This window comes from Streptomyces sp. T028, assembly GCF_048159505.1.
GTDB lineage: Bacteria > Actinomycetota > Actinomycetes > Streptomycetales > Streptomycetaceae > Streptomyces.
The window spans coordinates 40,895-64,809 of record NZ_JBLRVZ010000034.1 but is presented as its reverse complement, the minus strand read 5'-3'; the positions used below and the strand labels follow the sequence as shown (position 1 = coordinate 64,809).

At 72.0% G+C, this 23,915-nt stretch carries 21 protein-coding genes, 1 tRNA gene and 1 pseudogene; 10 read left to right on the top strand and 13 right to left on the bottom strand.

What is annotated here, in order from left to right; genetic code table 11:
- Positions 1-31: 31 nt before the first annotated feature.
- The 7 genes and pseudogenes from ACLZN2_RS31470 to ACLZN2_RS31440 form a co-directional block, all read right to left on the bottom strand.
- Positions 32-919 carry a carbohydrate ABC transporter permease gene (locus tag ACLZN2_RS31470; protein WP_416982793.1) on the bottom strand — a complete coding sequence of 296 codons (888 nt, stop codon included), beginning with the start codon at positions 917-919 and terminating at the stop codon, positions 32-34.
- Positions 916-1,893 (bottom strand): carbohydrate ABC transporter permease, encoded by a 978-nt coding sequence (locus tag ACLZN2_RS31465; RefSeq protein ID WP_416982792.1) that lies wholly within the window; start codon positions 1,891-1,893, stop codon positions 916-918. Before ACLZN2_RS31465 ends, ACLZN2_RS31470 begins: the two co-directional genes overlap by 4 nt.
- 20 nt (positions 1,894-1,913) lie before the next feature.
- Entirely contained in the window at positions 1,914-3,230 is a 1,317-nt protein-coding gene (locus ACLZN2_RS31460; protein WP_416982791.1) for an ABC transporter substrate-binding protein, read from the bottom strand.
- A 209-nt stretch (positions 3,231-3,439) separates the two neighbouring features.
- A pseudogene (locus ACLZN2_RS31455) lies at positions 3,440-4,243 on the bottom strand (chitinase); the annotation flags it as partial.
- Between the two features lie 126 nt (positions 4,244-4,369).
- Positions 4,370-4,882, bottom strand: a complete 513-nt coding sequence (locus tag ACLZN2_RS31450) for a hypothetical protein (protein ID WP_416982790.1) — start codon at positions 4,880-4,882, stop codon at positions 4,370-4,372.
- Positions 4,879-6,249, bottom strand: coding sequence for a HAMP domain-containing sensor histidine kinase (locus ACLZN2_RS31445; protein ID WP_416982789.1), 1,371 nt, complete (start codon positions 6,247-6,249; stop codon positions 4,879-4,881). The genes ACLZN2_RS31450 and ACLZN2_RS31445 overlap by 4 nt, the downstream gene beginning before the upstream one ends.
- Positions 6,246-6,953 (bottom strand): response regulator transcription factor, encoded by a 708-nt coding sequence (locus tag ACLZN2_RS31440; RefSeq protein WP_416982788.1) that lies wholly within the window; start codon positions 6,951-6,953, stop codon positions 6,246-6,248. Before ACLZN2_RS31440 ends, ACLZN2_RS31445 begins: the two co-directional genes overlap by 4 nt.
- A 122-nt stretch (positions 6,954-7,075) precedes the next feature.
- Here ACLZN2_RS31440 and ACLZN2_RS31435 point away from each other — a divergent pair, with 122 nt between their 5' ends.
- Positions 7,076-7,642, top strand: coding sequence for a hypothetical protein (locus ACLZN2_RS31435; RefSeq protein WP_416982787.1), 567 nt, complete (start codon positions 7,076-7,078; stop codon positions 7,640-7,642).
- Positions 7,643-7,673: 31 nt separating this feature from the next.
- On the opposite strand, the gene ACLZN2_RS31430 is transcribed toward ACLZN2_RS31435, so the two are convergent.
- Together ACLZN2_RS31430 and ACLZN2_RS31425 are read right to left on the bottom strand one after the other, a co-directional pair.
- Positions 7,674-8,546, bottom strand: a complete 873-nt coding sequence (locus ACLZN2_RS31430; protein WP_416982786.1) for a spermidine synthase — start codon at positions 8,544-8,546, stop codon at positions 7,674-7,676.
- Positions 8,547-8,649: 103 nt separating this feature from the next.
- The gene (locus ACLZN2_RS31425) at positions 8,650-9,054 is read right to left on the bottom strand and encodes a hypothetical protein (protein WP_416982785.1); all 405 of its coding nucleotides are present in this window, start codon (positions 9,052-9,054) and stop codon (positions 8,650-8,652) included.
- A 268-nt stretch (positions 9,055-9,322) separates the two neighbouring features.
- On the opposite strand from ACLZN2_RS31425, the gene ACLZN2_RS31420 reads away from it, so the two are divergent.
- A complete protein-coding gene (locus ACLZN2_RS31420; RefSeq protein WP_416982784.1) occupies positions 9,323-10,783 on the top strand; it encodes a hypothetical protein in 1,461 nt (486 codons plus the stop codon).
- Positions 10,784-10,922: 139 nt separating this feature from the next.
- Here the strand turns inward: ACLZN2_RS31420 and ACLZN2_RS31415 are convergent, their stop codons facing one another.
- The gene (locus ACLZN2_RS31415) at positions 10,923-11,519 is read right to left on the bottom strand and encodes a histidine phosphatase family protein (RefSeq protein ID WP_416982783.1); all 597 of its coding nucleotides are present in this window, start codon (positions 11,517-11,519) and stop codon (positions 10,923-10,925) included.
- 232 nt (positions 11,520-11,751) lie between these two features.
- On the opposite strand from ACLZN2_RS31415, the gene ACLZN2_RS31410 reads away from it, so the two are divergent.
- From ACLZN2_RS31410 to ACLZN2_RS31380, 7 genes are all read left to right on the top strand, one after another.
- Positions 11,752-12,807, top strand: coding sequence for a phosphatase PAP2 family protein (locus ACLZN2_RS31410; protein WP_416982782.1), 1,056 nt, complete (start codon positions 11,752-11,754; stop codon positions 12,805-12,807).
- Positions 12,758-13,981: a hypothetical protein gene (locus ACLZN2_RS31405; protein ID WP_416982781.1), complete on the top strand. Its 1,224-nt coding sequence runs from the start codon at positions 12,758-12,760 to the stop codon at positions 13,979-13,981. Before ACLZN2_RS31410 ends, ACLZN2_RS31405 begins: the two co-directional genes overlap by 50 nt.
- The gene (locus ACLZN2_RS31400; protein WP_416982780.1) at positions 13,972-15,558 is read left to right on the top strand and encodes a hypothetical protein; all 1,587 of its coding nucleotides are present in this window, start codon (positions 13,972-13,974) and stop codon (positions 15,556-15,558) included. Before ACLZN2_RS31405 ends, ACLZN2_RS31400 begins: the two co-directional genes overlap by 10 nt.
- Positions 15,555-16,895 (top strand): AAA domain-containing protein, encoded by a 1,341-nt coding sequence (locus ACLZN2_RS31395; RefSeq protein ID WP_416982779.1) that lies wholly within the window; start codon positions 15,555-15,557, stop codon positions 16,893-16,895. Before ACLZN2_RS31400 ends, ACLZN2_RS31395 begins: the two co-directional genes overlap by 4 nt.
- A gap of 275 nt (positions 16,896-17,170) precedes the next feature.
- Positions 17,171-17,539: a hypothetical protein gene (locus ACLZN2_RS31390; RefSeq protein WP_416982778.1), complete on the top strand. Its 369-nt coding sequence runs from the start codon at positions 17,171-17,173 to the stop codon at positions 17,537-17,539.
- Positions 17,540-17,652: 113 nt separating this feature from the next.
- Positions 17,653-18,225, top strand: coding sequence for a bifunctional DNA primase/polymerase (locus ACLZN2_RS31385; protein ID WP_416982777.1), 573 nt, complete (start codon positions 17,653-17,655; stop codon positions 18,223-18,225).
- Positions 18,216-18,289 (top strand) — tRNA-Lys (locus ACLZN2_RS31380). The genes ACLZN2_RS31385 and ACLZN2_RS31380 overlap by 10 nt, the downstream gene beginning before the upstream one ends.
- A 77-nt stretch (positions 18,290-18,366) precedes the next feature.
- Here ACLZN2_RS31380 and ACLZN2_RS31375 read toward each other — a convergent pair.
- Positions 18,367-19,635, bottom strand: a complete 1,269-nt coding sequence (locus ACLZN2_RS31375) for a M6 family metalloprotease domain-containing protein (RefSeq protein ID WP_416982776.1) — start codon at positions 19,633-19,635, stop codon at positions 18,367-18,369.
- A 316-nt stretch (positions 19,636-19,951) separates the two neighbouring features.
- Between ACLZN2_RS31375 and ACLZN2_RS31370 the strand changes: the two genes are divergently transcribed.
- On the top strand, positions 19,952-21,799 hold the full coding sequence (locus ACLZN2_RS31370; RefSeq protein WP_416982775.1) for a putative bifunctional diguanylate cyclase/phosphodiesterase: 1,848 nt from the start codon (positions 19,952-19,954) through the stop codon (positions 21,797-21,799).
- A gap of 30 nt (positions 21,800-21,829) precedes the next feature.
- Here the strand turns inward: ACLZN2_RS31370 and ACLZN2_RS31365 are convergent, their stop codons facing one another.
- Complete coding sequence (locus tag ACLZN2_RS31365) at positions 21,830-22,993, bottom strand: LLM class flavin-dependent oxidoreductase (protein WP_416982774.1); 1,164 nt, start codon at positions 22,991-22,993, stop codon at positions 21,830-21,832.
- Positions 22,994-23,105: 112 nt separating this feature from the next.
- Positions 23,106-23,858 carry a decarboxylase gene (locus ACLZN2_RS31360; protein WP_416982773.1) on the bottom strand — a complete coding sequence of 251 codons (753 nt, stop codon included), beginning with the start codon at positions 23,856-23,858 and terminating at the stop codon, positions 23,106-23,108.
- Positions 23,859-23,915 lie beyond the last annotated feature (57 nt).

Here is a 23,915-nt window from a genome sequence, read left to right as displayed (position 1 = left end):
CTCTTTCACGTGTTGCGTTACGTGGGGGCCGTCAGCCCTTGTTGGCGCCCAGGGTCAGACCGCTCACGAACTGCCGCTGCAGCGCGAAGTACACGATCAGGGTGGGGATCGCGGTGAGCAGGGCGCCGGCGGCGACCAGGTTGGGGTCGGTGAAGTACTGACCGGAGAGGTTGTTCAGGGCCGAGGTGATCGGCATGTTCTCGCCGGTGGAGATCAGGACGATCGCCCAGAAGAAATCGTTGTAGATCCAGATGGAGAGGAGCGTGGCGAGGGCGGCCATCGCGGGCTTGCACAGGGGCAGCACGATCTGCCAGTACAGGCGCCACACGGACGCGCCGTCGACCAGGGCGGCCTCGGTCAGCTCGTGCGGCAGGGAGCGCATGTAGTTGCTCAGCACGAAGGCGCAGAAGCCGGACTGGAAGGCCACGTGGATCAGGACCAGGCCGAGTGCGGAGTCGTAGAGCTTGCCGCTCATCGTGATGCCGGGCAGGTCGACGAGCAGGTACAGGCGGTACAGCGGGGTGATGATCACCTGCTGTGGGAGGAGGTTGCCCGCGGTGAACACCAGGAGCAGGAACAGGTTGACCCGGAAGTCGAAGCGGCTGACGTAGAACGCCACGCACGACGACAGGAACAGGGTCAGCAGCACCGCCGGGACCGCGATGAGCAGCGTGTTCCCGAAGTAGTGCATCATGTCCGACTGCTCGAACGCGTTCGTGAAGTTGTCCAGGCTCAGCTTGTCGGGCCAGGACACATAGCCCTTCTCACTCGTCTCGGAGTACGGGCGCAGGGCCGCGAACAGGGCCCAGAGGAGGGGCGCGAGCCAGGCCAGGGCCGTGACGACGAGGAACGTGTGCAGCAGGATCCGGGCGGGGCGGACGGGGGTGCGCTGCTTCAGGGGCAGGGTGGGGGTGCTCATGCGCTCCGCTCCTTCCGGAAGGTCGAGATCAGATACGGGATGATCACGGCGAGGGAGATCACCAGCAGGACGACGGCGATCGCGGAGCCGTATCCGATGCGGCTGGACTCGCCGATGATGTTGTTGGTGACCAGGATGGAGAGGAGCTCCGTGCCCTGGGCTCCCTTGTTGAAGACGAACACGAGGTCGAAGGCGCGCAGGGCCTCGATGATCGTGACGACCAGGACGACCGTGTTGGTCGGGCGCAGGGTCGGGAAGATGACGTTCTTGAACGTCTGCCACTCGTTGGCGCCGTCCAGCGAGGAGGCCTCGCGCAGGGACGGGTCGACGCCCTTCAGACCGGCCAGGTAGAGGATCATCATGTAGCCGGTGTGCCGCCAGCAGGCGGCGACCAGGATCGCCCACAGGTTGAGGTTGGGGTCGCCGATCCAGTCGATGTAGTGGCCCGGCTTGTTGGCCCCGATGATGCTGTTGATCAGGCCGGTGTCGGGGTTGTAGACGAGCTGCCAGACGAACCCGGTGACCGCCAGCGAGACCACGACCGGCAGGAAGTAGGCGGTCTGGTAGACGCGGCTGAAGCGGATCTTCTTGTCCAGCTGGACCGCGAGGAAGAGCCCGAGCGGGGTCGGGATCAGGATCAGCACGACGAACCAGATCACGTTGTGCTGGACGGCGGGCCAGAACTGCGGGTTGTTGGTGAACAGCTCCTTGAAGTTGTCCAGCCCCACCCACTTGATGGCGTCGAAGCCGATGCCGTCCCAGGTGGTGAAGGCGAGGGCGATGGAGGCGAGGGCCGTGACCCAGACGAGGATCACGTGCAGGATCGTCGGCACGCCGGCCATCAGGCCGAGCGTGAGCCGGTCGCGGCGGGTCAGCAGGCGGCGGTGGCCCTGCGGAACCCGCTTGTTCGAGGACGCGCCCCGAGGCGGCCGGGTGGCCGCCTGCGGGGACTTCGTGGTGGTGTCGGTGCTCATGTGTGTCGGGCGTCGCGCTCTCAGCCGGCCGCGAAGATGGTCTTCTTCTGGCGCTCGATCGACGTGAGCAGGCTGTCGATCCCCTTGGGGTCGCGGACGAACTTCTGCAGCGCGGGCTGCATCACCGTGGAGGTGAAGTCGGGGCGGCTGTCGCGGTCCATGAACTGCGTCAGGCTCTTGGCACCCGAGATCATTTCGTACGCCTTCTTCTGCAGGGCGGTGTACGAGGAGGTGTCGGCCTTGCTGGAGGCGGCGACGACGCTGGAGTCGGCCTTGAGGTAGATCTGCTCGGCCTCGGGGGTGCCGAGGAACTCCAGCAGCTTGGCGACGCCCTCCTTGTTCTTCGGGGCCTTGGAGACCATGAAGCCGTCGGTCGGGGCCTCGACGGTGTCCTGGCCGAACTCGGAGTTGATCTCCGGGAAGGCGAAGAAGTCGAGGTCCTCCAGGTCGGCCGCGTTGGTGAACTGCTGGGCGACGAAGGAGCCGAGGAGGTACATGCCGGCCTTCTTCGACACCAGCGTCTGGGCGGCGTCCTGCCAGGTACGGCCGAGGGAGCCCTCCTGGTGGTACGGCAGCAGCTCGGCCCAGTGGTCGAAGGCGGCCTTGACCTTGGCGTCGGTCCAGGAGGCCTTGCCCGCCATCAGCTCGACGTGGAAGTCGTAGCCGTTGAGCCGGAAGTTGATCTGGTCGAAGGTGCCCATCGCCGGCCAGGCGTCCTTGTCGCCGAAGGCGATCGGGACGAGCCCGTCCTTCTTCATCTGCTTGCACAGGGCGACCAGCTCGTCCCAGGTGGTGGGGACGGTGTAGCCGTGCTGCTCGAAGACGCTCTTCCGGTAGAACAGCGCCCAGGGGTAGGTGTACAGCGGCACGAAGTAGTACTTGCCGTCCGCGCCCTTGCTGAGCTTCTTCATCGCGTCGGGGAAGTTGTCCCCGATCTTCGCCCACACGTCGTCGATGGCCGTGGTCAGACCCTTGGCCGCGAAGAACTGCATGCGGTAGCCGGCGAACCAGTTGAACACGTCGTCCGGGGTGCCCTGGAGGTAGGAGTTGATCTGCTCCTGGAACGTGTTGTGGTCCTTGGTGTTCACGTCGACCGCGATCCCGGACTGCTTCTTGAAGGCCGCGTAGATCTCGGCGAAGGCCTTCTTCGGGACCGCGTCGGACGCGTTGGAGCCGAGGCTGACGGTCTTCGGGTCGGAGGAGGTGCCGCTGCCGCCACACGCGGACAGCAGCGGTATGCCGGCACCGAGGACGGCCGCGCCGCCCATGCCGCGCAGCAGGGTGCGACGGCTCGGGGAGGGGAGGTGGAGGCGGCCGGAGGGAGAGAGGTCGTGCATGAATCGGCTCCTGACAGCAAGGTTCGGCCATGAAGGTCTGGCTGAAAACTTCCGGTCTTAATCGACCAGAAATCAACTTGACCGAACACGGGGTGGCGCAATAACAGCCGTATGTCCGGTCATGCGTCAAGAGCCGTCGGCTTCATTTGTCGAAACGTAATCGACACACCTTGATCACCTTCTTGACGCCTCCTTGATCGCTTTCATGATCATTCGAGGGTGGCGAAGGCCTTCGAGAACGCCACGTCGCCCTGGACGATCGAGCTGCAGGTCGCGTCCGCCCGCCCCTTGGCCCCGCCCGGGCACTGCTTGTCCCGCGTCGCCGACCACATCGACAGCCACGCGAGCCCCTTCGACTTCGCGAAGGCGACGAGCTGGGTGGCGTCCTCGACCTTGAAGACCTCCGACGCGACGCCGTTCACCCCGATCACGGGGGTGACCGCGACCACCTTCCACGCCGCACTGCCGCTCAGCCCGAACACGCTCTTGACCTGTGCCTGAGTAGCGGTGGCCACCTGCTCGGCGCAGGTGCCCATGTCACCGCTGCACGCCGGACCGTAGTCCATCGCCATGACATTCACAGTGTCGACTTTCACACCATTTGCCTTGGCATCCGAGAGCAAAGTCACGCCGTCCTGCGTCAGGCCCTCCGGCATCACCGGGAGGGTGAAGGAGACGTCGAGTCCCGGGTGCTGCCGCTGGAGCTTCGCGATCGCCTGCGCACGCCGGCTGTTCGCCGCAGCGTTCGGCAGCGCCCCGCCCTCCACGTCGAAGTCGACCTTGGCGAGCCGGTACGCGTCCACGACCTTCCCGTACGCCGCCGCCGGCGCGTCCGCCGAGGAGCAGGTCGTGGCCGGCTCGGAGCCGCTCGCCCCGCCGAAGGAGACCCGGACGACACCGCCCTTCGCCCTGAGCGCCCCGATCTGGGCCGCCACCCCGTCGCTCGCGAGGTCGGTCACCCCGCCCCACTTCGGCGTACAGCCACCGCCGTCGGTCACGAACGCGAGGGTGTTGGTGGTGACGACGTACTGCGCGGTGTACCCCGTCGACCCGGGCAAAGTGCTTGACAGGGGCAGGGGTTGAGGATCTTGGGGTGTGCTTGAGCCGGGCCTGGGAGCCGGTTAAAGGTCGAGACCAATTCAGGGGTGGCTGGAGCGCTCGTCGAACAGGACGACCCTGTCGGCCTCGACATCGAATCCGACCAGCGGAGGGCACTTCCCCCGACCGCCCTCCGGATACATCAGCACCTGCTTCCCCAGCCGCCTCCCGACCGACCGGAGGAACGCGCAGAACACGTCGAGCCGGTCCTGCCCCTGGAGTTCCCGCGGATCGACGTCGAAGTCGATCTCCTCATCGGAGTAGAACCGGAAGATCGCCAGGAGGCCGTGGACCGGCCGCACCTGCAACACAGGGCACTCGGCGTCCGCGGGACGGGCGTGCACGGTCTCCGCTCGCGGAAGCGGCAGCACCGTGTCCCCCTCGGCGTACTCGTACGTCCAGCCGCTCGCGACGACGAGATCCAGGACCGCCTGCCAGTCCGCCACCGAAGTACCGGGCACGACGACGTCCGGCAGCGAACCGTCAGGCTCGAAGCACCACTTGACGTCGTCCCACAGCAGGTCGGGCGCCCGGGACTCCGGCCCGGGCGTCATCTGGCCGCCGCCCGTCCTCGCTTCCGTACGGCTCCCCGGTGCCCCCTGCGCACCGGCTCGCGGCCGTCCAGTTGGAGCCAGATGCGGATCTCCGTGCCGCCCAGGACCGAGCGGCCGATGCGGACGTCGCCGCCGGTGGACTCGGCGAGGCGGCGGACTATGTCCAGGCCCAGGCCGGTGGAGCCGGTGGTGCCGGATCCGCGGCCGCGGGCCATCGCCGTCTCGGGGTCGGGGATGCCGGGGCCCGCGTCCGAGACCAGGACGATCACCGCGTCCTCGCTGTTGTGGACGTCGACCGCGAAGGCGGTGCCCTCCGGGGTGTGCCGGAAGACGTTGCCGAGGAGGGCGTCGAGGGCGGCGGCCAGGTCGGCGCGAGCCACGGGTATGCGGACCGGACGGTCCACCCCGGCGGTGCGGACCTTGCGGCCCTCGTCCTCGGCGAGCGCCGACCAGAACGCCATCCGCTCCCGGACCACCTCCGCCGCGTCGCAGCCCGCCCCCGCGCCGGGCGCCGTCGTCTGCGGCTTGGCCTCCCGGGCCGTACGGATGATCGTGTCGACCTCGCGCTCCAGCTGGGCCACCGCCGTACGGGTCTGCTCTGCGGCCGGGGTGTCGCCGAGGGAGGCCGCGTTCAGCCGGAGCACGGTCAGCGGGGTGCGCAGGCGGTGGGACAGGTCTGCCGCCAACTCGCGTTCGTTCGCCAGGAGTTGCACCACCTGGTCGGCCATCGAGTTGAACGCCACCGCCGCCCGCCGCAGTTCGTCCGGCCCCTCCTCCGGGACCCTCGCCCCCAGCTTCCCCTCCCCCAGTTCGTGCGCGCCCTCCACCAGCCGTCGGGCCGGCTGCACCATCCGTACGCCGAGCCGGTCGGCGACCGCGACCGAACCGAGGACCAGCGCGATGCCGACCCCGGCCAGCACCGCCCACGCCGTGCCGACGCCGTTGGTGACCTCGGACTCGGGGACGTACACCTCGACGACAACGGTCCCGAGGCCGAGGGCGACCGGTTGCAGGAGCACCGAGCCGCCCGGCACCTCTGCGGTCGAGGCACGGCCCAGCTTCCGTACGGCGGCGATGTCCGCGGCGGCGGCCCGCTGCCGGCCGAGGTCCACGGCGGTGCGGCCGTCGCCCGCCGGTATGTGCACGGCCATCCCGTCGTCCGAGCCGGCCGAGGCGACCACCCGCTCCAGTTCCTCCCGGTCGGTCGTGATGGACAGGGCGGGGACCACCACCGCGGCCTCCCGCTCTGCGTTGGAGAACGCGCGGTCGCGGGCCATCTCCCGGACGACGAGACCGAGGGGGACGGCGAAGGCGACCACGACCATCGTGGTGACCGCCAGACAGACCCTGACCAGTGCCCACCTCATCGCACTGGCCCCGCTTCCCCCGGTGGTTCGAGCTTCACTCCGACACCCCGCAACGTGTGCAGATAACGCGGGCTGGCCGCCGTCTCCCCCAACTTCCGCCGCAGCCAGGACAGATGGACGTCGATCGTCTGGTCGTCGCCGTAGGACTGCTGCCACACCTCGGCAAGCAGCTCCCGGCGCGGGACGACGACACCGGGCCGACCGGCCAGGAAGGCCAGCAGGTCGAACTCGCGGCGGGTGAGGTCGAGACGTACGCCGTCCAACTCCGCCTGGCGGCGCAGCGGATCGACGCTCAGGCCGCCCACGCGCAGCACACTGGAGGGCGGCGGCTCCCCGGCGCCGGAGCGGGCCCGGCGCAGGACCGCCGCCATCCGCGCCGACAGGTGCTCCACCGAGAACGGCTTGGTCAGGTAGTCGTCCGCGCCCGCGTTCAGCAGCCGGACGATCTCCGTCTCGTCGTCGCGCGCGGTGGCGATGATGACCGGCACGTCCGTGATGCCGCGCAGCATCTTCAGGGCCTCGGAGCCGTCCAGATCGGGCAGTCCGAGGTCCAGGATCACCACGTCGAAGCGGAAATGGGCGACCTCGCGCAGCGCCTCCAGCGCGGTCCCGACGCTGCGCACGAGGTGCGAGGCGTCGGTCAACTGCCGGATGAGCGCCGAGCGTACGAACTGGTCGTCCTCGACCACGAGCACACTTGCCATGCGCCGCACCGTACGCCATGCCCGCGGACCCGGCCGGGGCCTGTGGACAACTCGCGTTCTGTGGACAACCGGTGGCCCGTCCGTGCGACACCAGTGCGAATGGTGCGGCAAGATGGCCCGCTATGCGGAGCGGACTCCTACACGTACTGGCCTGGACGCTCGCCACGGGCGCGGCGGTCACGCTGTCGTGGTGGGGCGTCCACACGGTGATGGCGGGCACCGCCTACGACCCTCCGCGCGCCCTGCCCCTGACGGTGAGCGAGGCGACCTCCGCCGCCCGGAAGTCCGACCCCCCGCCCTCCCCGAGCACCGGCCAGTCGGACTCGCCCACCCCGTCCTCTTCCTCCTCCTCTTCCTCCTCCTCTTCCTCCTCCTCTTCCTCTCCCTCTTCCCCGACGGCCGCCTCGGCGTCCGCGACCCCGAGCAGCACGCCCACCACCCCGGCCGCCTCGACGAGCGCCCCCTCCGGGACGGTCAAGAGCTACGACACCGAGGGCGGACGGGTCGTCCTCGACCTCGCCGAGACCTACGCGACCCTCGTGTCCGCCACCCCGGCCGCCGACTGGTCGGTGCAGGTGTGGAAGACGGAGTCCTGGATCCGGGTGGACTTCGCCTCGGGCGCGGACCGGGTGTCGGTGTTCTGCACCTGGCACGACGGGCCGCCGCGGGTCGACGTACAGACGTTCTGAGGGCGCAAACCAACAAAACCCACCATGTGCCCTAGCGGAACACCGAGGGCGGTGGGGCCGGGGAGGCGACCGCCGCCTCGTCCGTCACCGGGAGCGCGCCGCCGGTGAAGTCGAGGAGCGGGCGGCCGTGCTCGACGCGCGCCGGATGCGGGTCGGACGCGGCCCGGCGGGTCAGTTCGGCGATCGGCAGGGGGACGTCGCCGGCCAGGAGCACGGCATTGCCGAACCGTTTCCCCCGGAGCACCGGCGGGTCGGCGACCAGCGCGAGCTCGGCGAAGCGGGCGGCGGCCGTCGCGATCTGGCCGCGCAGATGGGCCAGCGGGGGGCCGTCGGCGATGTTGGCGGCGTAGAGACCGCCCGGCTTCAGCACCCGGCGGACCTCGTCCAGGAACTCGGTCGAGGTGAGGTGGGCGGGGGTGCGGGCGCCGCTGAAGACGTCGGCGAGGACGAGGTCGGCCCAGCCGTCCGGCACCTTGCCGAGCCCCTCCCGCGCGTCCAGGGACCTGACCCTGATCCTCGCCCCCGGGTCCAGGGGAAGTTCCCGGCGCACCAGCCGGACGAGGGCGGCGTCGCGTTCGACGACCTGCTGGGTGGAGCGGGGGCGGGTGGCTGCCACGTACCGGGCGAGCGTGAACGCGCCGCCGCCGAGGTGCACGACGTGCAGCGGGCGGCCGGGCGGCGCGGTGAGGTCGATGACATGGCCGAGGCGGCGCTGGTACTCGAAGGAGAGATACGCGGGGTCGTCGAGATCGACGTGCGACTGCGGCGCCCCGTCGATGAGCAGTGTCCAGGCCCGTGCCCGGTCCCGGTCGGGCAGGAGCTGTGCGAGCCCCCCGTCGACGGCCTCGACGACGGCCGCCGTGTCGGCGCCGCGCTCACGCCGCGTGTTCCTGGACTTCGCCATGCAGGCATCTTCGCAGGCGGCGGGGTCGACTCACACACCTGTCGGGCGGCCTCAGCAGCGCATGGCCTCACCGGCAGGTGGGGTCGGCGGCCGTCGGGGCGGCTCAGCGGCAGCTGTCCGCCGCCTCGATCGTGCGGGCCGCCTCGCCCAGGGCCCGCCGCAGGACCGCCGGATCGGTCGCGAGGTCCGCCTCGCCGGGCGGCACCAGCCAGTCGGAACCCTCCACCGGGGGCTCGGGGTCGACTCTGAGGCCCCGCCCGTCGGTCTCCGTGCAGATGCTTCCCGGCAGGTCCCAGGCGGCGGCGGTTCCGGGCGGCACCAGGAAGGCGAGGGTGTCGTCGCCGTCGTCGTGCAGCACGGGCCCCACCGCCTCCGCCGCACCCCGGCGCAGGATGTCGACCGCCTCCAGACCCTGCCGGGTCGGCACCGTCACCAGGTCGCACGCCGCACCCGCGGGCACGCCCGCCGACGACGGCGTACAAGGATCGTTGCTCCGGCTGGTCTCCATCCCGGCCTCCACCGCACAGCCCGCTCTTGTGGTCCACAGCACTCAACGCGGCATCGCGTCAACGGCTACGGCGGAAGTCCGCCGCAAAGGATGGCAGTTCATGGCAGATCTTGGATGAGATATCCGGTTTGTAGCCAAACACAGCGTGGCGGCCCAATCACAACAGGTACGTTCTTGCTCGCTGGACATCAGGGTGATCACCGCTGGAAAACGGCCAAATCATCCCGATCCCGGCATGGTTCGACGGTTCGCATGAGAGGACCCGGCCATGGCGTCGTCAACGGTGACCCCACCCCGGCCCGACCGGCCACCACGGCCCAACCTCGCCTTCCGGCAGCTGCGTGGACAACGCTCGCCGGCCGAGTTCGCCGCACTGGTACGGCGGGCCGCACGCGAGATCGGCGAGCGGGTCAGCTGCGACGCGCGCTACATCGGACGGGTCGAGGCAGGGGAGATCCGCTGCCCCAACTACGCGTACGAGCGGGTCTTCCTGCACATGTTCCCCGGCCGGACGCTCACCGACCTGGGGTTCGCGCCCCGGGCGTCCGTACGCGGACGCGGAGCGCGCACCGCCGGGGACGCGCCCCTCGCGCACACCACGCGCCCGGCGCTCACCACCAGTGAGACGCGGGAGGCGGGTGAGACACGCGGGGCGCGTGAGCCGTATGACACGCAGGACCCGTACGACACGCACCACAACCACGAGGAGAGCGACGTGCTGCGTCGCGCATTCATGACCGGCGGAGGCGCCACCGTGGCCGCCGCCTCGCTGGGCCCCCTGGGGCTCGCCAGGCCCGCATCGGCAGCGGAGCGCCCCGTGCGCCGCGTCGGGGCGAGCGAGGCGGGCGCCCTCGAAGAAGCGGTCCGCAGGATCCGTGTGCTGGACGACCGGCACGGCGCCGACGGCCTCTACCGTCGCGCGGCCGCACCCCTGCGCGCCGCCTACGCGCTGCTGGACGCCGGCACCACCCGGCAGGCGACCGCCGACCGGCTGCACTCCGGCGCCGGTGAACTCGCGATCTCCGTTGGCTGGCTGGCACACGACTCGGGCCGCTTCGACGACGCACGCTCGCACTACGCGGAGGCCCTCGCCACCTCGCGCATGACCGGCGACCAGGCACTGGAGGCGCACGCCTTCTGCAACACGGCGTTCCTCGCGCGCGACGCCGGGCGCCCCCGCGAGGCCGTGCGCGCCGCGCAGGCCGCCCAGCGCGCCGCGCGCCCTCTCGGGTCACCTCGGCTGATGTCCCTCCTCGCGCTGCGTGAGGCGGGCGGCTGGGCCGGGCTCGCCGACCGGGCCGGCTGCGAACAGGCCCTCGCCCGTGCCCACGCCCTCCACGAACAGGGCCCCTCGGACGCCGACCCCGAGTGGATGACGTTCTACGGCGAGGCCGAGCTGGCCGGGCTCGAGGCGCAGTGCTGGTCCACGCTGGGCGACTGGACCCGGGCGTCCCGGCACGCGCGGCGGGCGGCGGAACTGCAGGATCCGCACTTCACGCGCAACATCGCGCTGTACACGGCCGAGCTGGCCGACGATCTGGCGCGGGGCGGGCGGCCCGACGAGGCGGCGGTGGCGGGGATGCGGGTGCTGGATCTGCTGGGTCAGGTGCAGTCTTCGCGGATCCAGGGGATGTTGGCGGGGACCGCGCGGGTGTTGCTGCCGCATCGGCGGGTCGGGGGGGTGCGGGAGTTTCTGGACCGGCACGCTTCCGCGCCGCGGGGCGTGTGAGATCGGCGACCGGTGTCGGGGCGGGGCGGGGGGTGGGTTTCGCTTGCCCACGCCTGTGGGGTGCCGCTGCGCCCACCCGTGCCGCCTGGGGGCACCTCCCAGGCCCTTAAGGCACTGGGGGAGGCACGATTGCCCGCAGCTACGGAACTAGGTGGCCCAGGTCGTTCCAGGTTTCTATTGCCGGTTCGCCGTATGCCCAGCCCAGTACCGACAGCGATGTCGGGTTCAGGCGGATGCGGGCCGCGAAGTTCAGGGGGAGGTCGAGCCAGCGGGCGCCGATGGAGCGGAGGATGTGGCCGTGGGCGAAGACCAGGACGTCGCGGTCCGCCGAGCGTGCCCAGGCGACGACCTCGTCCGCGCGGGCGGTGACCTCGGCGAGGGACTCCCCCTCGGGGACACCGTCGCGCCAGATCAGCCAGCCGGGCCGGACCGTCTGGATGTCGGCGGGGGTCATGCCCTCGTACGCGCCGTAGTCCCACTCCATGAGGGTGTCCCAGTGGGCCGCCCGCTCGCCGAAACCGGCGAGTTCACACGTCTCACGCGCGCGTGCCAGTGGGCTGGTGCGTATCTCGACGTCCCGGAGCCCGTCGAACGGCGCCCGGTGCAGCCGTTCGCCGAGCAGTTTGGCGCCCCGGCGGCCCTCCTCCAGGAGCGGTACGTCGGTCCTGCCGGTGTGCTTGCCGGACAGCGACCACTCGGTCTGTCCGTGCCGGGCCAGCAGGATGCGCGGTGCCATGGGGGACCTTTCCGGGGAAACCCTGGGACGTCTCAGGGGGAAATGGGAGGCGGGACCCCTCCATCATCGCTCACCCTGAAACGGGGCAACCCGGCGGGCGATCCCGGCGTCTTTGAGGGCCGGGGGCACCCCGAAAGGGCGCGCGCATACGCCGTAAAGTGGCACGTCCCGCGACCACGGGCGCAGCGACACGTCAGCGACATGAAGCGACATGAAGGGGGAGGGCGATCGGATGCCGCAGACCGAGGCACCGGGCACCGAGGCGGCCCCGCGGATCCGGCTGCGCTGGTGGACGGAACTGCCGCTGATCCTGCTGGTGTACGCCTGCTACTCGGCGGGCCGGCTGCTCGCGCGCGGGGACGTGACGACCGCCGTCGACCACGGCCTGGCGATCCTGCGCATCGAGAAGGTCCTGCACATCAACGCGGAGCACCCGCTGAACCGGCTGTTCACGCGGGAGGCCTGGCTCGGCGTCCCGGCCGACTTCTGGTACGCGTCGCTGCACTACCTGGTGACCCCGGTGATCCTGGTCTGGCTGTTCCGCTCCCGAAGCCTGCGCTACCGGGCGGCCCGCACCTGGCTGATGACGTCGACCTTCATAGGTCTGATCGGTTTCACACTGCTGCCCACCTGCCCGCCCCGCCTGCTGTCGGCGGAGTACGGCTTCGTGGACACGATGGCCCAGTACAGCTCATGGGGCTGGTGGGGCGGTGAGGCGAGCGCGCCGCGCGGGCTCGGCGGGATGACCAACCAGTACGCGGCGATGCCGAGCCTGCACGTCGGCTGGTCCCTGTGGTGCGGTGTGATGCTGTGGCGCCACGGCCGTACACGCGCGGCGAGGACAGCCGCCGTGCTCTACCCGCTGCTGACGACGATCGTGGTCATGGGCACCGCCAACCACTACTTCCTCGACGCGGTCGCGGGCGCGGCCGTCATGGGGATCGGCCTGCTGCTGGCACCGCTCATGATGCGGACCATGGACCGGCTGCGGCCCGCGTTCGCCGCCCGTGTCCCGTCGTTCGCGGCCCGTGTCCCGTCGTTCACCGCCCGGATTCCCGCCCGGATCCCCGCCCGGATCCCGGCCCAGGCGACGGCCTCCCCGTCGGTCGCGGCGGCCGCCGCCTCGACGGCCTCCCTGGACACAGGCGCCCCGATTGTCAGTGGCGGATGCCAGACTTCGACGGGTGAGCGAATTCCATGGCAGCGCGAGTCACGGTTCGGGCCAGGACCCGAGCCGGGTGCCTCCCCCTCGGACGCGGGGGACGGCGCTCCGGCAGCGGCTCGCTGAGCTGCGCGGCCCCGACGTACCGGCCAAGTCGCTGGACGCCCGTGCCCTCGCGGCCCTCGCCGCCAACCCCGGCTGCAAGCGGCGCGCGATCCTCGACGGCGCCGGGGTGAACAAGGCGGCGCTGGCGGGGGCCCTGGGCTCCCCGTCGGCCTTCGGCCAGTCCCAGTTCGCCCTCACGCGCGGCAACGCGTTCGAGGCGAAGGTCAAGGCGGACGGCGGCGCCGAACTGCTGCGGCTCGTGCGGGAACGGCTGGACCCGGGCGCCGAACCGCCCACCACCAAGAGCACCCCCGACCTCGCCGCCTCCGGCCCCGAGGGCCGCACCGCGCGGACCGCGCTGGCGCTGCGCGAGGCCACCGAACAGGCCCTCGGCACCTGGACGTTCCTCGACCACCCGATGCTGGCCCTGGACGTCGCCGGCTCCCCCGCCTTCCTGGAGCCGGACGCGGTGGTGGTGCACCCGGACGGCAGCTGGACGGTCGTGGAGATCAAGTCCTTCCCGATGCTGGACGGTTCGGCCGACCCGGCGAAAGTGGGCGCCGCCGCCCGCCAGGCCGCCGTCTACGTGCTGGCCCTGGAGGAGGTCGCCGCCCGCCTCGACCCCGCGCCGAAGGTCCGCCACCGGATCCTCCTGGTCTGCCCCAAGGACTTCTCCAACCTGCCCACCGCCTCCGCCGTCGACATCCGCAAGCAGCGCGCGGTCACCAGCCGCCAGCTGGCCCGGCTCACCCGCATCCAGGACATCGCCGACGCCCTCCCCGAGGGCACCTGCTTCTCCCCCGAGCTACCCGCCGAGCGGCTCACGGCGGCCGTCGAGGCGGTTCCGGCGGCCTACGCGCCCGAGTGCCTGGCCGCCTGCGAGCTGGCGTTCCACTGCCGCGACCGCTCCCGCGCGGCCGGCGCGGTGACCACCCTGGGCCGCTCGGTCCGCGCCGAACTGGGCGGCCTCACCACCGTCGAGGACGTACTGTCCGCCGCGCGCGGCGAGTCCGGCGACCCGGACGACCCGGCGGTGGCCGCCCTGCGCCGCGCCGCACACCTGCGCACCGAGGCCCTCGCGGCCATGGGGACGACGGGAGTGACGGGAGCGGCTGAAGCGACGGGGGCAATGGGGACGTTGGGGGAGATGGGAACGTTGGGGGAGATGGGGACGTTGGGGGCGAAGTGTCGCTGATCGCCACCCTCACCCGCCTCGAGGCCGTCGCCACGGGCCGCGCCCAGCGCACCGCCACCGTCCGGCACCGGCATCTGTCCGACCGCCCGCTGGTGTTCGTGCCGCTGACCACCGCCGGTGAGGCCGGAGCACCGCTCGGCGCACTCGTCGGCACCGACCGGGACGCGCCGCGCCTGCTCGTCGTACCGCAGCCCCGCGACCGCGACCTGAGGTTCGCGTTCCTCGCCGAACTCGCCGACGTCGTCCTGCCGTACATCGACTCCTACGCCGAAGCCGTGGAGGCCGCCGAGCGGGGCGAGACCGACCCCGAGACCGGCAAGCGCGTCAAGGTCGAGGTCGAGCTGTGCGCCGACGCGCCCCAGCTGATCGTCCCGAGCCGCGCGGGCGTCGACCACGTACGCCTCCTCGGCCGCTCCATGCGCTTTCGGCGTACGGCGGAGCAGGACCCGGAGTCGCCGCATCCGGCGCCCCCGCGCGTGCCGCTGCTCGGCCGGTGGCTGACGCACTTCGGGGAGCGGGCCCGGGTGCCCGGTTCGTCGCTGCTGCTCGCGCTCACCGAGGTGCTCGGCCGACACTGGGCGACCGGGCAGTCCAGCCTGGAGGACCAGCACCTGGGCGCGCTGCTCGCCTGGATCGACCCTCCCGAGGGCGAGACGGGCGCCGCGGCGGCCGAGCGGGCGGAACTCGCCCGGGACGCCGCCGGACAGCTGCTGTGCCCGCCGGCCGGTCCGGCCACCGACCCCGCCTTCGACAACAAGCTGCTCGCCCCGGCCATCGAGCGCTACGACCGCGCGCGGACCGCTCTGGCCGCCGCCGAGGACGGCCTGGAGGCCGACGACCGGCTGGGCGCGCTGGCCGCCGCCGAGCGGGAGATCCGCGACCTGGTGCTGAGCCGGACCCTGCCCACCTGGGAGACGGTGTGGCAGGGGCTCGACCTGCTGCGGGAGCTGCCCGAGGGGGCGCACGGCGAGGAGCGGTGGACGCGCGACCGCTGGTCGTTCACCGGCCACCGCGACCGGGTCACCGCCGGGGAACCCCCGCAGCCGCGCCGCGACGACGCGGTGACCGCCGCGAACAAGCTGGCCACGCGCGAGCGTGAGCAGGCCCGGCTGGAGGCACAGGAGGCGCTGGACGACCCGCTGGTGATGGCGGGGCGGCGGCTGGCCGGGGAGGCGTTCGCGGGCGAGGTCGTCGATGTCGCCATGGCGTACAGCGAGGGCAGGCGGCCCGGTCCGCGCCCGCTGGTCACCGTACGGACGGACGACCGGCCGCAGCTCGGGCGGGCGAAGGTCTACCGGTCGCTGGGCGGGAAGCCGCAGGCGGCGGAGTTCGTGGAGCAGCCGGAGGACGGTCTGCTGGTGCTGCGGATCGTCGACAAGATGGGCCGCGGCAAGGAGCCGGAGGCCGGGTCGGTACCCGAGAAGGGCGACCTGCTCTGCTTCACGCTCTTCGAACACGAGCAGCGCGGCGGCGCCAAGCTGCCCGACCCGGAGGAGACGCCGTGGACGCACGGCGGACCGCCCGGCGAGCAGGTTCCCGAAGCCCCCGACTCCGTCACCCAGGAGGACCTGCTGTGACCACCGAGGCCGCCTTCGACCCCGGTACCGCCGCGACCCGCGCCACCGACGCGATCCTCCGCGACACCCTGCACGGCACCGCGCGCGGGGTGGTCGTCGACTCCCCGCCCGGCGCCGGCAAGTCGACGCTCGTCGTCCGGGCGGCGCTGGAACTCGCCGACGCGGGACGCTCGTTGATGGTGGTGGCGCAGACCAACGCGCAGGTCGACGATCTCGTGCTGCGGCTCGCCGAGAAGAGCCCCGGGCTGCCGGTGGGCCGGCTGCACAGCAGCGACACCGACCCGTACGACAAAGCGCTGGACGGCCTGGACCAGGTGAGGAAGTCCGCGAAGGTCGCGGACCTCGCCGGGCTGCCGGTCGTCATCTCCACCGCGGCCAAGTGGGCTCATGTGAAGGTCGACGAGCCGTGGCCGCACGCGATCGTGGACGAGGCGTACCAGATGCGCTCCGACGGGCTGCTGGCCGTGGCCGGGCTGTTCGAGCGGGCGCTGTTCGTGGGCGACCCGGGGCAGCTGGACCCGTTCGCGATCGTGGGAAGCGAGCAGTGGGCGGGCCTGTCGTACGACCCCTCGGCCTCCGCCGTGACCACCCTGCTGGCCCACAACCCGGAGCTCCCCCAGCACCGCCTCCCGGTCTCCTGGCGCCTCCCGGCGTCCGCGGCACCGCTCGTCTCCGACGCCTTCTACCCGTACACGCCGTTCCGCAGCGGCACCGGTCACGGCGACCGCCGGCTCTCCTTCGCCGTGCCCTCGGACGGCTCCGGTCCCGACCGGGTGATCGACGAGGCGGCCGAGTCGGGCTGGGGCCTGCTGGAGCTGCCCGCACGGCACACGCCCCGCACGGACCCCGAGGCGGTACGGGCGGTGGCGACGGTCGTACGACGCCTGCTGGACCGGGGTGGCGCCGCCACCTCCGAACGCTCGCCGCACCCCACTCCCCTCACCGCCGGCCGGGTCGCCGTCGGCACCGCCCACCGGGACCAGGCGGCAGCGGTACGGGCCGCCCTGGCCGAGCTGGGCGTGGCGGATGTCACGGTGGACACCGCGAACCGGCTCCAGGGCATGGAGTTCGACGTCACGGTGATCCTCCACCCGCTCTCCGGCCGCCCCGACGCCACCGCCTTCCACCTGGAGACCGGCCGCCTCTGCGTCCTCGCCTCCCGCCATCGGCACGCGTGCGTCGTGGTCTGCCGCGCGGGAGTGGGCGACCTCCTGGACGACTACCCGTCGACGGAACCGGTCCAGCTGGGAACCCTCGTGAAGTTCCCGGACGGCTGGGAGGCGAACCACGCGGTGCTGGCACATCTCGCCGAACACCGGGTGACCTGGCACCCCTGACCGACGCCACAGCGCCCACGCCTGACCGACACCACAGCGCCTGCCCGGCGGACCTCCGCCGCCGCACCCCACCCCCGGACGAAGTCCGGCACGCCGCCGGGGGCGGCCAGGGGGCACCGCACCGGGTGGCCTGGAAGGCGTGACGGTGGGGGAACATCCGGGGGTGCGGATTCCTTGAGAGTGCGGGGCCGAGGGCCTCTTGCGCCCCCGGGGGACAATGGAAGGTGGTCCGCATCGGAACGCACGAACACAGGAACGCACGAGGAGGAGAAGACATGGCGGAGCCCACGCCGCGTCGGAACGAACCGCGGCTACGCCCCGCGCCCCTGCTCTTCGAGCCGGCGGAGGCGGCCGGTGATCCGGAGCACTTCTTCGACCTGGAGTCGATCGACGACCCGGGCGCGCTGCTGGCTCGGGCAACGGAGCTGACGGTGGCGTTCCAGGCCGCCGCCGACCGGGCGCTGGAGTTCCAGGCCGTCGCGGCCGCGCAGCTCGCCGATCCGCGCCGCTTCGACCGGCTGACGCCCGCGGACATCGCGGAGCGGGCCGAGTGGACCGAGGACTACGCGAAGAAGATGGTCGAGTTCGGCCGGGACCTGCTGCGCGGGGACACCGAGGGGCGGGGGCCCGTCGACCCGCTGTAGGCCGTGCTGGGCATATGCCAGGCGGGCGGGCAAGATACTCGCTCCCCCGCTCTCTGTCCCGGTTTTCCGCAACTCTCGGGAGCCGTTTCCTCACAGCCGGTAGACAGGTGGGCATGAGCAGCGCATGTGTCACCGCGGACGGCGCCGTCTGGCTGGCCTCCGCCGGAACGTATCCGCGCAGCATCCTCGCCCTCTGGGAAGAGCGGCCGCAGGCCCCGGTCGTGCTGCCCTGCGGCTCGGTGTTCGACATCGTGAGCGCGCCGGCGATGTTCGGGCGGCTGATGCTGGACCGGCTGTGGAGCGAGGGGCCGGGCTCCGGGCCGGTGGCGGTGCTCCGGGGGCGGATGCTGCTGTTCGCCGCGCCGGGCACGGCACAGCGACTGCCCTCGCTGCTGGAGTGGGAGGAGTGGGGCGCCCACGGTCGGCGGGACGGCCGTACGGGATCCGTGCCGCCGCTGCTGTGCCACGGCACCGGGGACGCGGTGACCGTGCCCGCGCTCACCCCGGAGAACGAGCAGGGGCCGACCCGCTGGGTGGTCGCCCCGGACTGCCGTCACCCCTGGCTGCCGGGCCCCGAGGTCGTGCTCTGGGCGGCCGTCCGGGCGGCCCGCACGGCGGTGCGGATATCGATTTTTCCCCCGGCCGACCAGGATGCTAAGGTCTACGACGTCAGCAGGCGCCGCTAGCTCAGTTGGTTAGAGCAGCTGACTCTTAATCAGCGGGTCCGGGGTTCGAGTCCCTGGCGGCGCACCGACAGCAGAGGCCCCTCGCGGAAGCGGGGGGCCTTTCGCATGCCGCATGCCGCATGCCGCATGCCACAGTCCGGCTCATACGCGCGGCAGTGTGATCTTCACATTCCAGGCCCCCGACAGTGTCCGCCCCTCCGCCTCCACCCGTACGTCGTCCCCCGGCACCGTGAAGGTCTCGCCGAGGGCGATCGGGGCGTCGGCGAGGGCCGGGTAGACGGAGGACTCCCAGCAGGCCTCGGTGTGCGGGTGGGCGTCGATCACCTCGACGGGGCCGCGGCCGGACTGGGCGTCGCCGCTGATGCGGTAGACGAGGATGCCGGAGCGGCAGGCGGCGTGGTCGTTGCCGATGGGGCCGCGGGCCTCGAAGGCGAGGACGGAGTCGGGGCCGGTGCGGACGACGGCCAGTTTGGCGCCGTCACCGAGGCCGAAGGCGGGTGCGCCGGAGGCGCCGGTGACGGGGACCCCGGGGCCGGCGCCGAGGGGTTCCAGGGTGAGCCGGGTGGGCCCCGCGTCCCGTACGCACACCACCTGGCGGGGCGCCAGCCAACCCAGCTTCCACTTGTGCCAGCCGAAGAGATCCGGGGCGAGTCCGAACTGGCTGCCCATCAGGTCCCAGTCGCCGACGTACGTGTCCCAGTCGCCCTTGCCGTCGACCGGGCGGTGGTAGAGGTCGGGCAGGTCGAACACGTGCCCGGTCTCATGGGCGAGGACCAGCCGGTCGGGGGGATGCTTCTCGAAGACCGTGACGACGCGGCGGATGTCGGTGCCGTCGGCGTGCAGGGGCTCGTCCAGGTTGACGACCTTCGTGGCGTCGGAGTCCACGCCGGGCGCGTCCGGGTCGGCGACGAAGTAGACAAGGTCATACCGGGAGAAATCGACCTCGGCGTCGGCGGCGGTGAGCGCGTCGTGCAGATAGGCGGCGCGACGCTCCGCGTTCCAGTCGCGCTGTATGGCGTACGCGGTGGACGGCTTCGGCATCCGGAGCCAGTGCTTCAGGGGGTGGGCGCGCAGGCTGAACCTGCCGTAGGACGCCTGCCGGAAGAAGCGGCTGGTGGCCGGGAAGTGGTCGGCGGTCAGTTCGGCGGGGGTGGCGGTCGGGACCCGGTCCGGGAAGGACAGGAAGACCATCACCGCGTCAAGGGCGCGGGTCGGCCGGGGGTAGGCGGTGTTCCAGGTGTCGAGGCCCTCGGAGTGGTGGGCGTCGGTGCGCTCGAGGACACAGGGCGCGGCGGAGAAGGGTTCGGCGATGGAGGGGCCGGTGGCCAGGGAGATCGCGGCGATCGCCGAGAGGGTGGTGCACATGGCCGCGGTGCTGCGCAGTCGGGGGCGCGGGAACAGTCGCGGCACTTCGGACCTCCGGGGGCGGTTCGCGGATCACCGCCCCCAGCCTGTTCGACTTTGTCGCGCTATGCCCTGTTTGTCTGCCCCAGAAGAGTGAGGAGAGAGAAAGCGGGCATCAATTCCGACACCCCCGGAATTCTCACGGTCCGTCACAAGCGATCGGGCGCCTGCAGAAGCGGTCCCCTTGCGGGCAGAAACGATCTGTCAGAAGGGTGGGGTGTTCGGGGACACTGGGCAGTGGCTGCGCAACTCCGGGGGCAGCATCTATGATCGGCACACTTTCCTGCCAGGACAGCGATCGAGTGCACTGCGGGAGCGAGCGGTGAGCGGAACGTCCGAAGGGCCGACGCCCGCGGCAGACCTCGACCGGTCCGCCGTCACGGAGCGTGACAGTCAGGCAGCTACTTGTGCGGAGAGCCTGGGGGGAGCCGACCCCCCGGCCTACCGTTCCGTGTTCGCGGCGGCACCTCTCGCCATGGCCCTCGTCGATCGCGAGGGCCAGGTCGTGGACGCCAACCAGGCGCTCGGCGAGCTGCTCGGCGGCGACGGGGCGAGCCTGGCCGGGCGGGTCGCCGCCGATCTGCTGGACCTCGCCTCCGACGCCCGCACCTGGCACGCCTACCGCGAGGTGCTGCGCGGCCGGCAGGCGAAACTGCGCTGCACCCGGCGGCTGAAGCACCCGGACGGGCGCACGCTCTGGGCCCAGGTCACCGTCGCCCCGCTGGACGGCGGCGGCCCCGGGGTGCTGCTGTCGGTCGCCGACGTGAGCGACCGCCGTGACCTGCAGGCCAGGCTGCGGCACCTCCAGATGCACGATCCGGTGACCCGGCTGCCCAACCGGACGCTGTTCTTCGAGCGGGTGTCGGCGGCGCTGGAGGCGGAGTCGTACGAGCAGAGCGGGACCGGCCGGATCGGCCTGTGCTATCTCGACCTGGACGGTTTCAAGGCGGTCAACGACACCCTCGGCCACCGCGTCGGCGACCGGCTCCTCGCGGCCGTGGCCGAGCGGCTGACGGAGTGCGCGAAGGAGGCCGGGCAGAACCGGCCGAGCGTGCCACTGGTGGCCAGACTGGGCGGCGACGAGTTCGCCCTGCTGGTGGAGGACTCGACCGGCACCGAGCAGCTCGCGGATCTCGCCGAGTCCGTACTGAAGGCCCTTCAGGCGCCCTTCGACCTGTCCGGGCAGCGGATGAACGTCTCCGCGTCGATCGGCGTCGTCGAACGGCACGCGGCCGGGACCACCGCGACCGCGCTGATGCAGGCCGCCGACACCACGCTGTACTGGGCGAAGGTCGACGGCAAGGACCGCTGGACGCTGTTCGACCCGGAGCGCAACGCGCATCTGATGACCAGCCAGGCCCTCGCCTCCACGCTGCGGCCCGCCATCGAGCGCGGTGAGTTCCGGCTGGAGTACCAGCCGCTGGTCGGCATGTCGGACGGGCGGCTGCGCGGGGTGGAGGCGCTGGTGCGCTGGGACCACCCCCGGTTCGGTTCACTGCCGCCGAATCGGTTCGTCGCGCTGGCCGAGGAGGACGGTTCGATCGTCCCGCTCGGGCGGTGGATTCTGGCCACCGCCTGCCGTCAGGCCCGCGCCTGGCAGCTGGACCGGCCGGACGAGCCGCCGTTGTTCGTGAGTGTCAATGTGGCGGTCCGTCAGGTGTGGGACTCCGACCTGGTGGCGGACGTGGCGGAGATCCTCGCCGAGACCGGGCTGCCGCCGCACCTGCTCCAGCTGGAGCTCACCGAGTCCGCGGTCATGGGCTCGGCGGGCCGCCCGCTCCAGGCCCTGCAAGCTCTCAGTGACATGGGCGTGCACATCGCCATCGACGACTTCGGCACCGGCTACTCCAACCTCGCCTATCTGAGCCGGCTGCCGGTCTCGGTCCTCAAACTGGACGGGTCGTTCGTCCGCGGCTTCCAGTACGAGGGCACGGGCGCGGCGCCCAACCCGGCCGACGAGGTCGTCGTCGAGGCGATGATCGACCTCGCCCACCGCCTCGGCCTCACCGTCACCGCCGAATGCGTCGAGACCGCCGCCCAGGCCAACCGCCTGCGCAGCATCGGCTGCGACACCGGCCAGGGCTGGCTGTACTCACGGGCGGTGTCGCCGGATCGTATCTCCGAGCTGCGAGCCTCGGGGCCGGACCGGGCGGCGGTGGCGAACCCGTAGGGGCACCCCACCCCCACACACCGGTCCGGGTCAGGCCGTGGGCAAACCGTACGCGTCCGCGACCAGTTCGTACGACCGCAGGCGGAGTTCGCCGCGGTGGGCGTGGCTGGTGAGCATCAGCTCGTCGGCGCCGGTGCGCTTGTGCAGGTCGTCGAGGCCGGTGCGGACCTCGTCGGCGGTGCCGTGGACGATGTTCGCCGTCCAGGAGTCGACGAACTCCCGCTCCAGCTCGCTGAACTCGTGCGCCTCCGCCTCCTCGGGTGAGGGGAAGAGTCCCGGGCGGCCGGTGCGCAGCCGGACCATGTTCAGTCCCGTCGCGAGGACCTGGCGGCGGGCCTCGCGTTCGTCGTCGGCGGCGAGGACGGAGACACCGATCAGGGCGTACGGCTCGGAGAGCACCTCGGACGGGCGGAACGACTCCCGGTACAGGTCGAGGGCCGGAACCGTGTTCTGCGCGGAGAAGTGGTGCGCGAAGGCGAAGGGCAGCCCGAGCAGTCCGGCCAGCCGGGCACTGAACCCGGAGGAGCCGAGCAGCCAGACCGGCGGACGGTGCCGGGACTGGACGCCGCCGGGCGAGGTCGCCTGGACCGGGCCGGGCACCGCGTGGATACGGCGGTAGCGGTGCCCGTCGGGGAAGTCGTCGTCCAGGAACCGGGTCAGCTCGGCGAGCTGCTCGGGGAAGTCGTCGGCGCCCTCGTGCAGCGTGGCCGTACGGCGCAGCGCGGCGGCCGTGGCGCCGTCGGTGCCGGGGGCGCGGCCGAGGCCGAGGTCGATCCGGCCCGGCGCGAGCGCCTCCAGGGTGCCGAACTGCTCGGCGATGACGAGGGGCGCGTGGTTGGGCAGCATCACGCCGCCCGAGCCGAGCCGGATGCGGCCGGTGTGGGCGGCGAGGTGGGCGAGGATCACGGCGGGCGAGGAGGAGGCGACGCCGGGCATCGAGTGGTGCTCGGCGACCCAGTAGCGGTGGAAACCGCGGGACTCGGTGAGCCGGGCGAGGTCGACGCTGGTGCGCAGGGCGTCGGTGGCGGTGCGCCCGGAGCCGACGGTGACCAGGTCGAGGACGGAGAGGGGGGTGGGGGCGGTGCCGTGGGCGGTGGCTCGTATGCCGTCGGCCGCCGTCTCTCCGGCCGCCGCCCCGCCGTTCGCCGTCCCCTCCGTCGCCGTCCCCTCCGTCGCCGTCTCGTCTGCCGCCACGGGGTCCTCCTGTCGTCGGGCTTACGGTGTCCTCCGCGCCCTAACGGGAGGGTGTCCCCGTTTATTCCCTCAAGTTGCTCCCTCAAGTTGTTCCCTCAAGCCCTCTCGGGCCTCACACCTGCACGATCGGCTCCCGCCGGAACAGCGCCCCCAGCCGTGGCTCGTTCACCCGCCGGTCCGTCAGGCGCAGCGCCTCCCACACGGTGACCTGGTTGGCGGTGAGGACGGGTTTGCCGAGTTCCCGCTCCAGGGCCGGGAGGCAGGCGACGGTGTGCAGGGCGGTGTCGGGCAGCAGGACCGCCTCGGCGCCGGACGCGTCGACCGCCCGCGCGAGCGCGAGCACCTCCGCCTCGCCCCAGACGCCGGCCTCCTCCGCCGTGGCCCCGGCGGCGTGCAGCGCGGTCACCTCAAGGCCGCCCGCCCGCAGGAACTCCGCGAACAGACCGGCGCCGTCCGCCGGGTAGGTCGCCCCTACGGCGATCCGCGCGGCCCCCAGTTCCCGGGCCGCGTGCACGAAGGCGAAGGAGGTGGAGGAGGCGGGCATGCCGGCGGCCGTGGCGAGGGTGCGCACCTGCTCGTGGGCGCCCTCCCAGCCGTAGCCGAAGCTGCCGCTCGTGGAGGCCCAGACGATGGCCTCCGCGCCCGAGAGCCGCAGTTGCTCGACACCTGCGGCGAGCCGGTGGGGCGCGCCCATCCGCAAAGACGCGTCGGCGCGTCCCAGGTCCCCGCCCGAGTCCCCCTCCAGATCCCCGCCCGGCTCCGCGCGTACGAGGTCCACCCGGATGTCGCTGGCCAGGAGCTGCTCGATACGGGGGTAGTCGTCCTCGGCCGAGTGGCGCGGGTGGAGGAATCCGAGTGCGGTCATGACCGGCCTTCCTGCTGCTGCTCTTCTTCGGGGAAGTACCCGGGTACCCAGCGGGCG

Excerpts from the sequence above, each read along its gene's own strand:
- ACLZN2_RS31465 (WP_416982792.1), bottom strand. The coding sequence starts at position 1,893 with ATGAGCACCGACACCACCACGAAGTCCCCGCAGGCGGCCACCCGGCCG.
- ACLZN2_RS31440 (WP_416982788.1), bottom strand. The coding sequence starts at position 6,953 with ATGGCAAGTGTGCTCGTGGTCGAGGACGACCAGTTCGTACGCTCGGCG.
- ACLZN2_RS31360 (WP_416982773.1), bottom strand. The coding sequence starts at position 23,858 with ATGACCGCACTCGGATTCCTCCACCCGCGCCACTCGGCCGAGGACGAC.
- ACLZN2_RS31415 (WP_416982783.1), bottom strand. The coding sequence starts at position 11,519 with ATGGCACCGCGCATCCTGCTGGCCCGGCACGGACAGACCGAGTGGTCG.
- ACLZN2_RS31385 (WP_416982777.1), top strand. The coding sequence starts at position 17,653 with ATGAGCAGCGCATGTGTCACCGCGGACGGCGCCGTCTGGCTGGCCTCC.
- ACLZN2_RS31420 (WP_416982784.1), top strand. The coding sequence starts at position 9,323 with ATGGCGTCGTCAACGGTGACCCCACCCCGGCCCGACCGGCCACCACGG.
- ACLZN2_RS31425 (WP_416982785.1), bottom strand. The coding sequence starts at position 9,054 with ATGGAGACCAGCCGGAGCAACGATCCTTGTACGCCGTCGTCGGCGGGC.
- ACLZN2_RS31435 (WP_416982787.1), top strand. The coding sequence starts at position 7,076 with ATGCGGAGCGGACTCCTACACGTACTGGCCTGGACGCTCGCCACGGGC.
- ACLZN2_RS31410 (WP_416982782.1), top strand. The coding sequence starts at position 11,752 with ATGCCGCAGACCGAGGCACCGGGCACCGAGGCGGCCCCGCGGATCCGG.
- ACLZN2_RS31460 (WP_416982791.1), bottom strand. The coding sequence starts at position 3,230 with ATGCACGACCTCTCTCCCTCCGGCCGCCTCCACCTCCCCTCCCCGAGC.
- ACLZN2_RS31445 (WP_416982789.1), bottom strand. The coding sequence starts at position 6,249 with ATGAGGTGGGCACTGGTCAGGGTCTGTCTGGCGGTCACCACGATGGTC.
- ACLZN2_RS31470 (WP_416982793.1), bottom strand. The coding sequence starts at position 919 with ATGAGCACCCCCACCCTGCCCCTGAAGCAGCGCACCCCCGTCCGCCCC.
- ACLZN2_RS31430 (WP_416982786.1), bottom strand. The coding sequence starts at position 8,546 with ATGGCGAAGTCCAGGAACACGCGGCGTGAGCGCGGCGCCGACACGGCG.
- ACLZN2_RS31450 (WP_416982790.1), bottom strand. The coding sequence starts at position 4,882 with ATGACGCCCGGGCCGGAGTCCCGGGCGCCCGACCTGCTGTGGGACGAC.
- ACLZN2_RS31390 (WP_416982778.1), top strand. The coding sequence starts at position 17,171 with ATGGCGGAGCCCACGCCGCGTCGGAACGAACCGCGGCTACGCCCCGCG.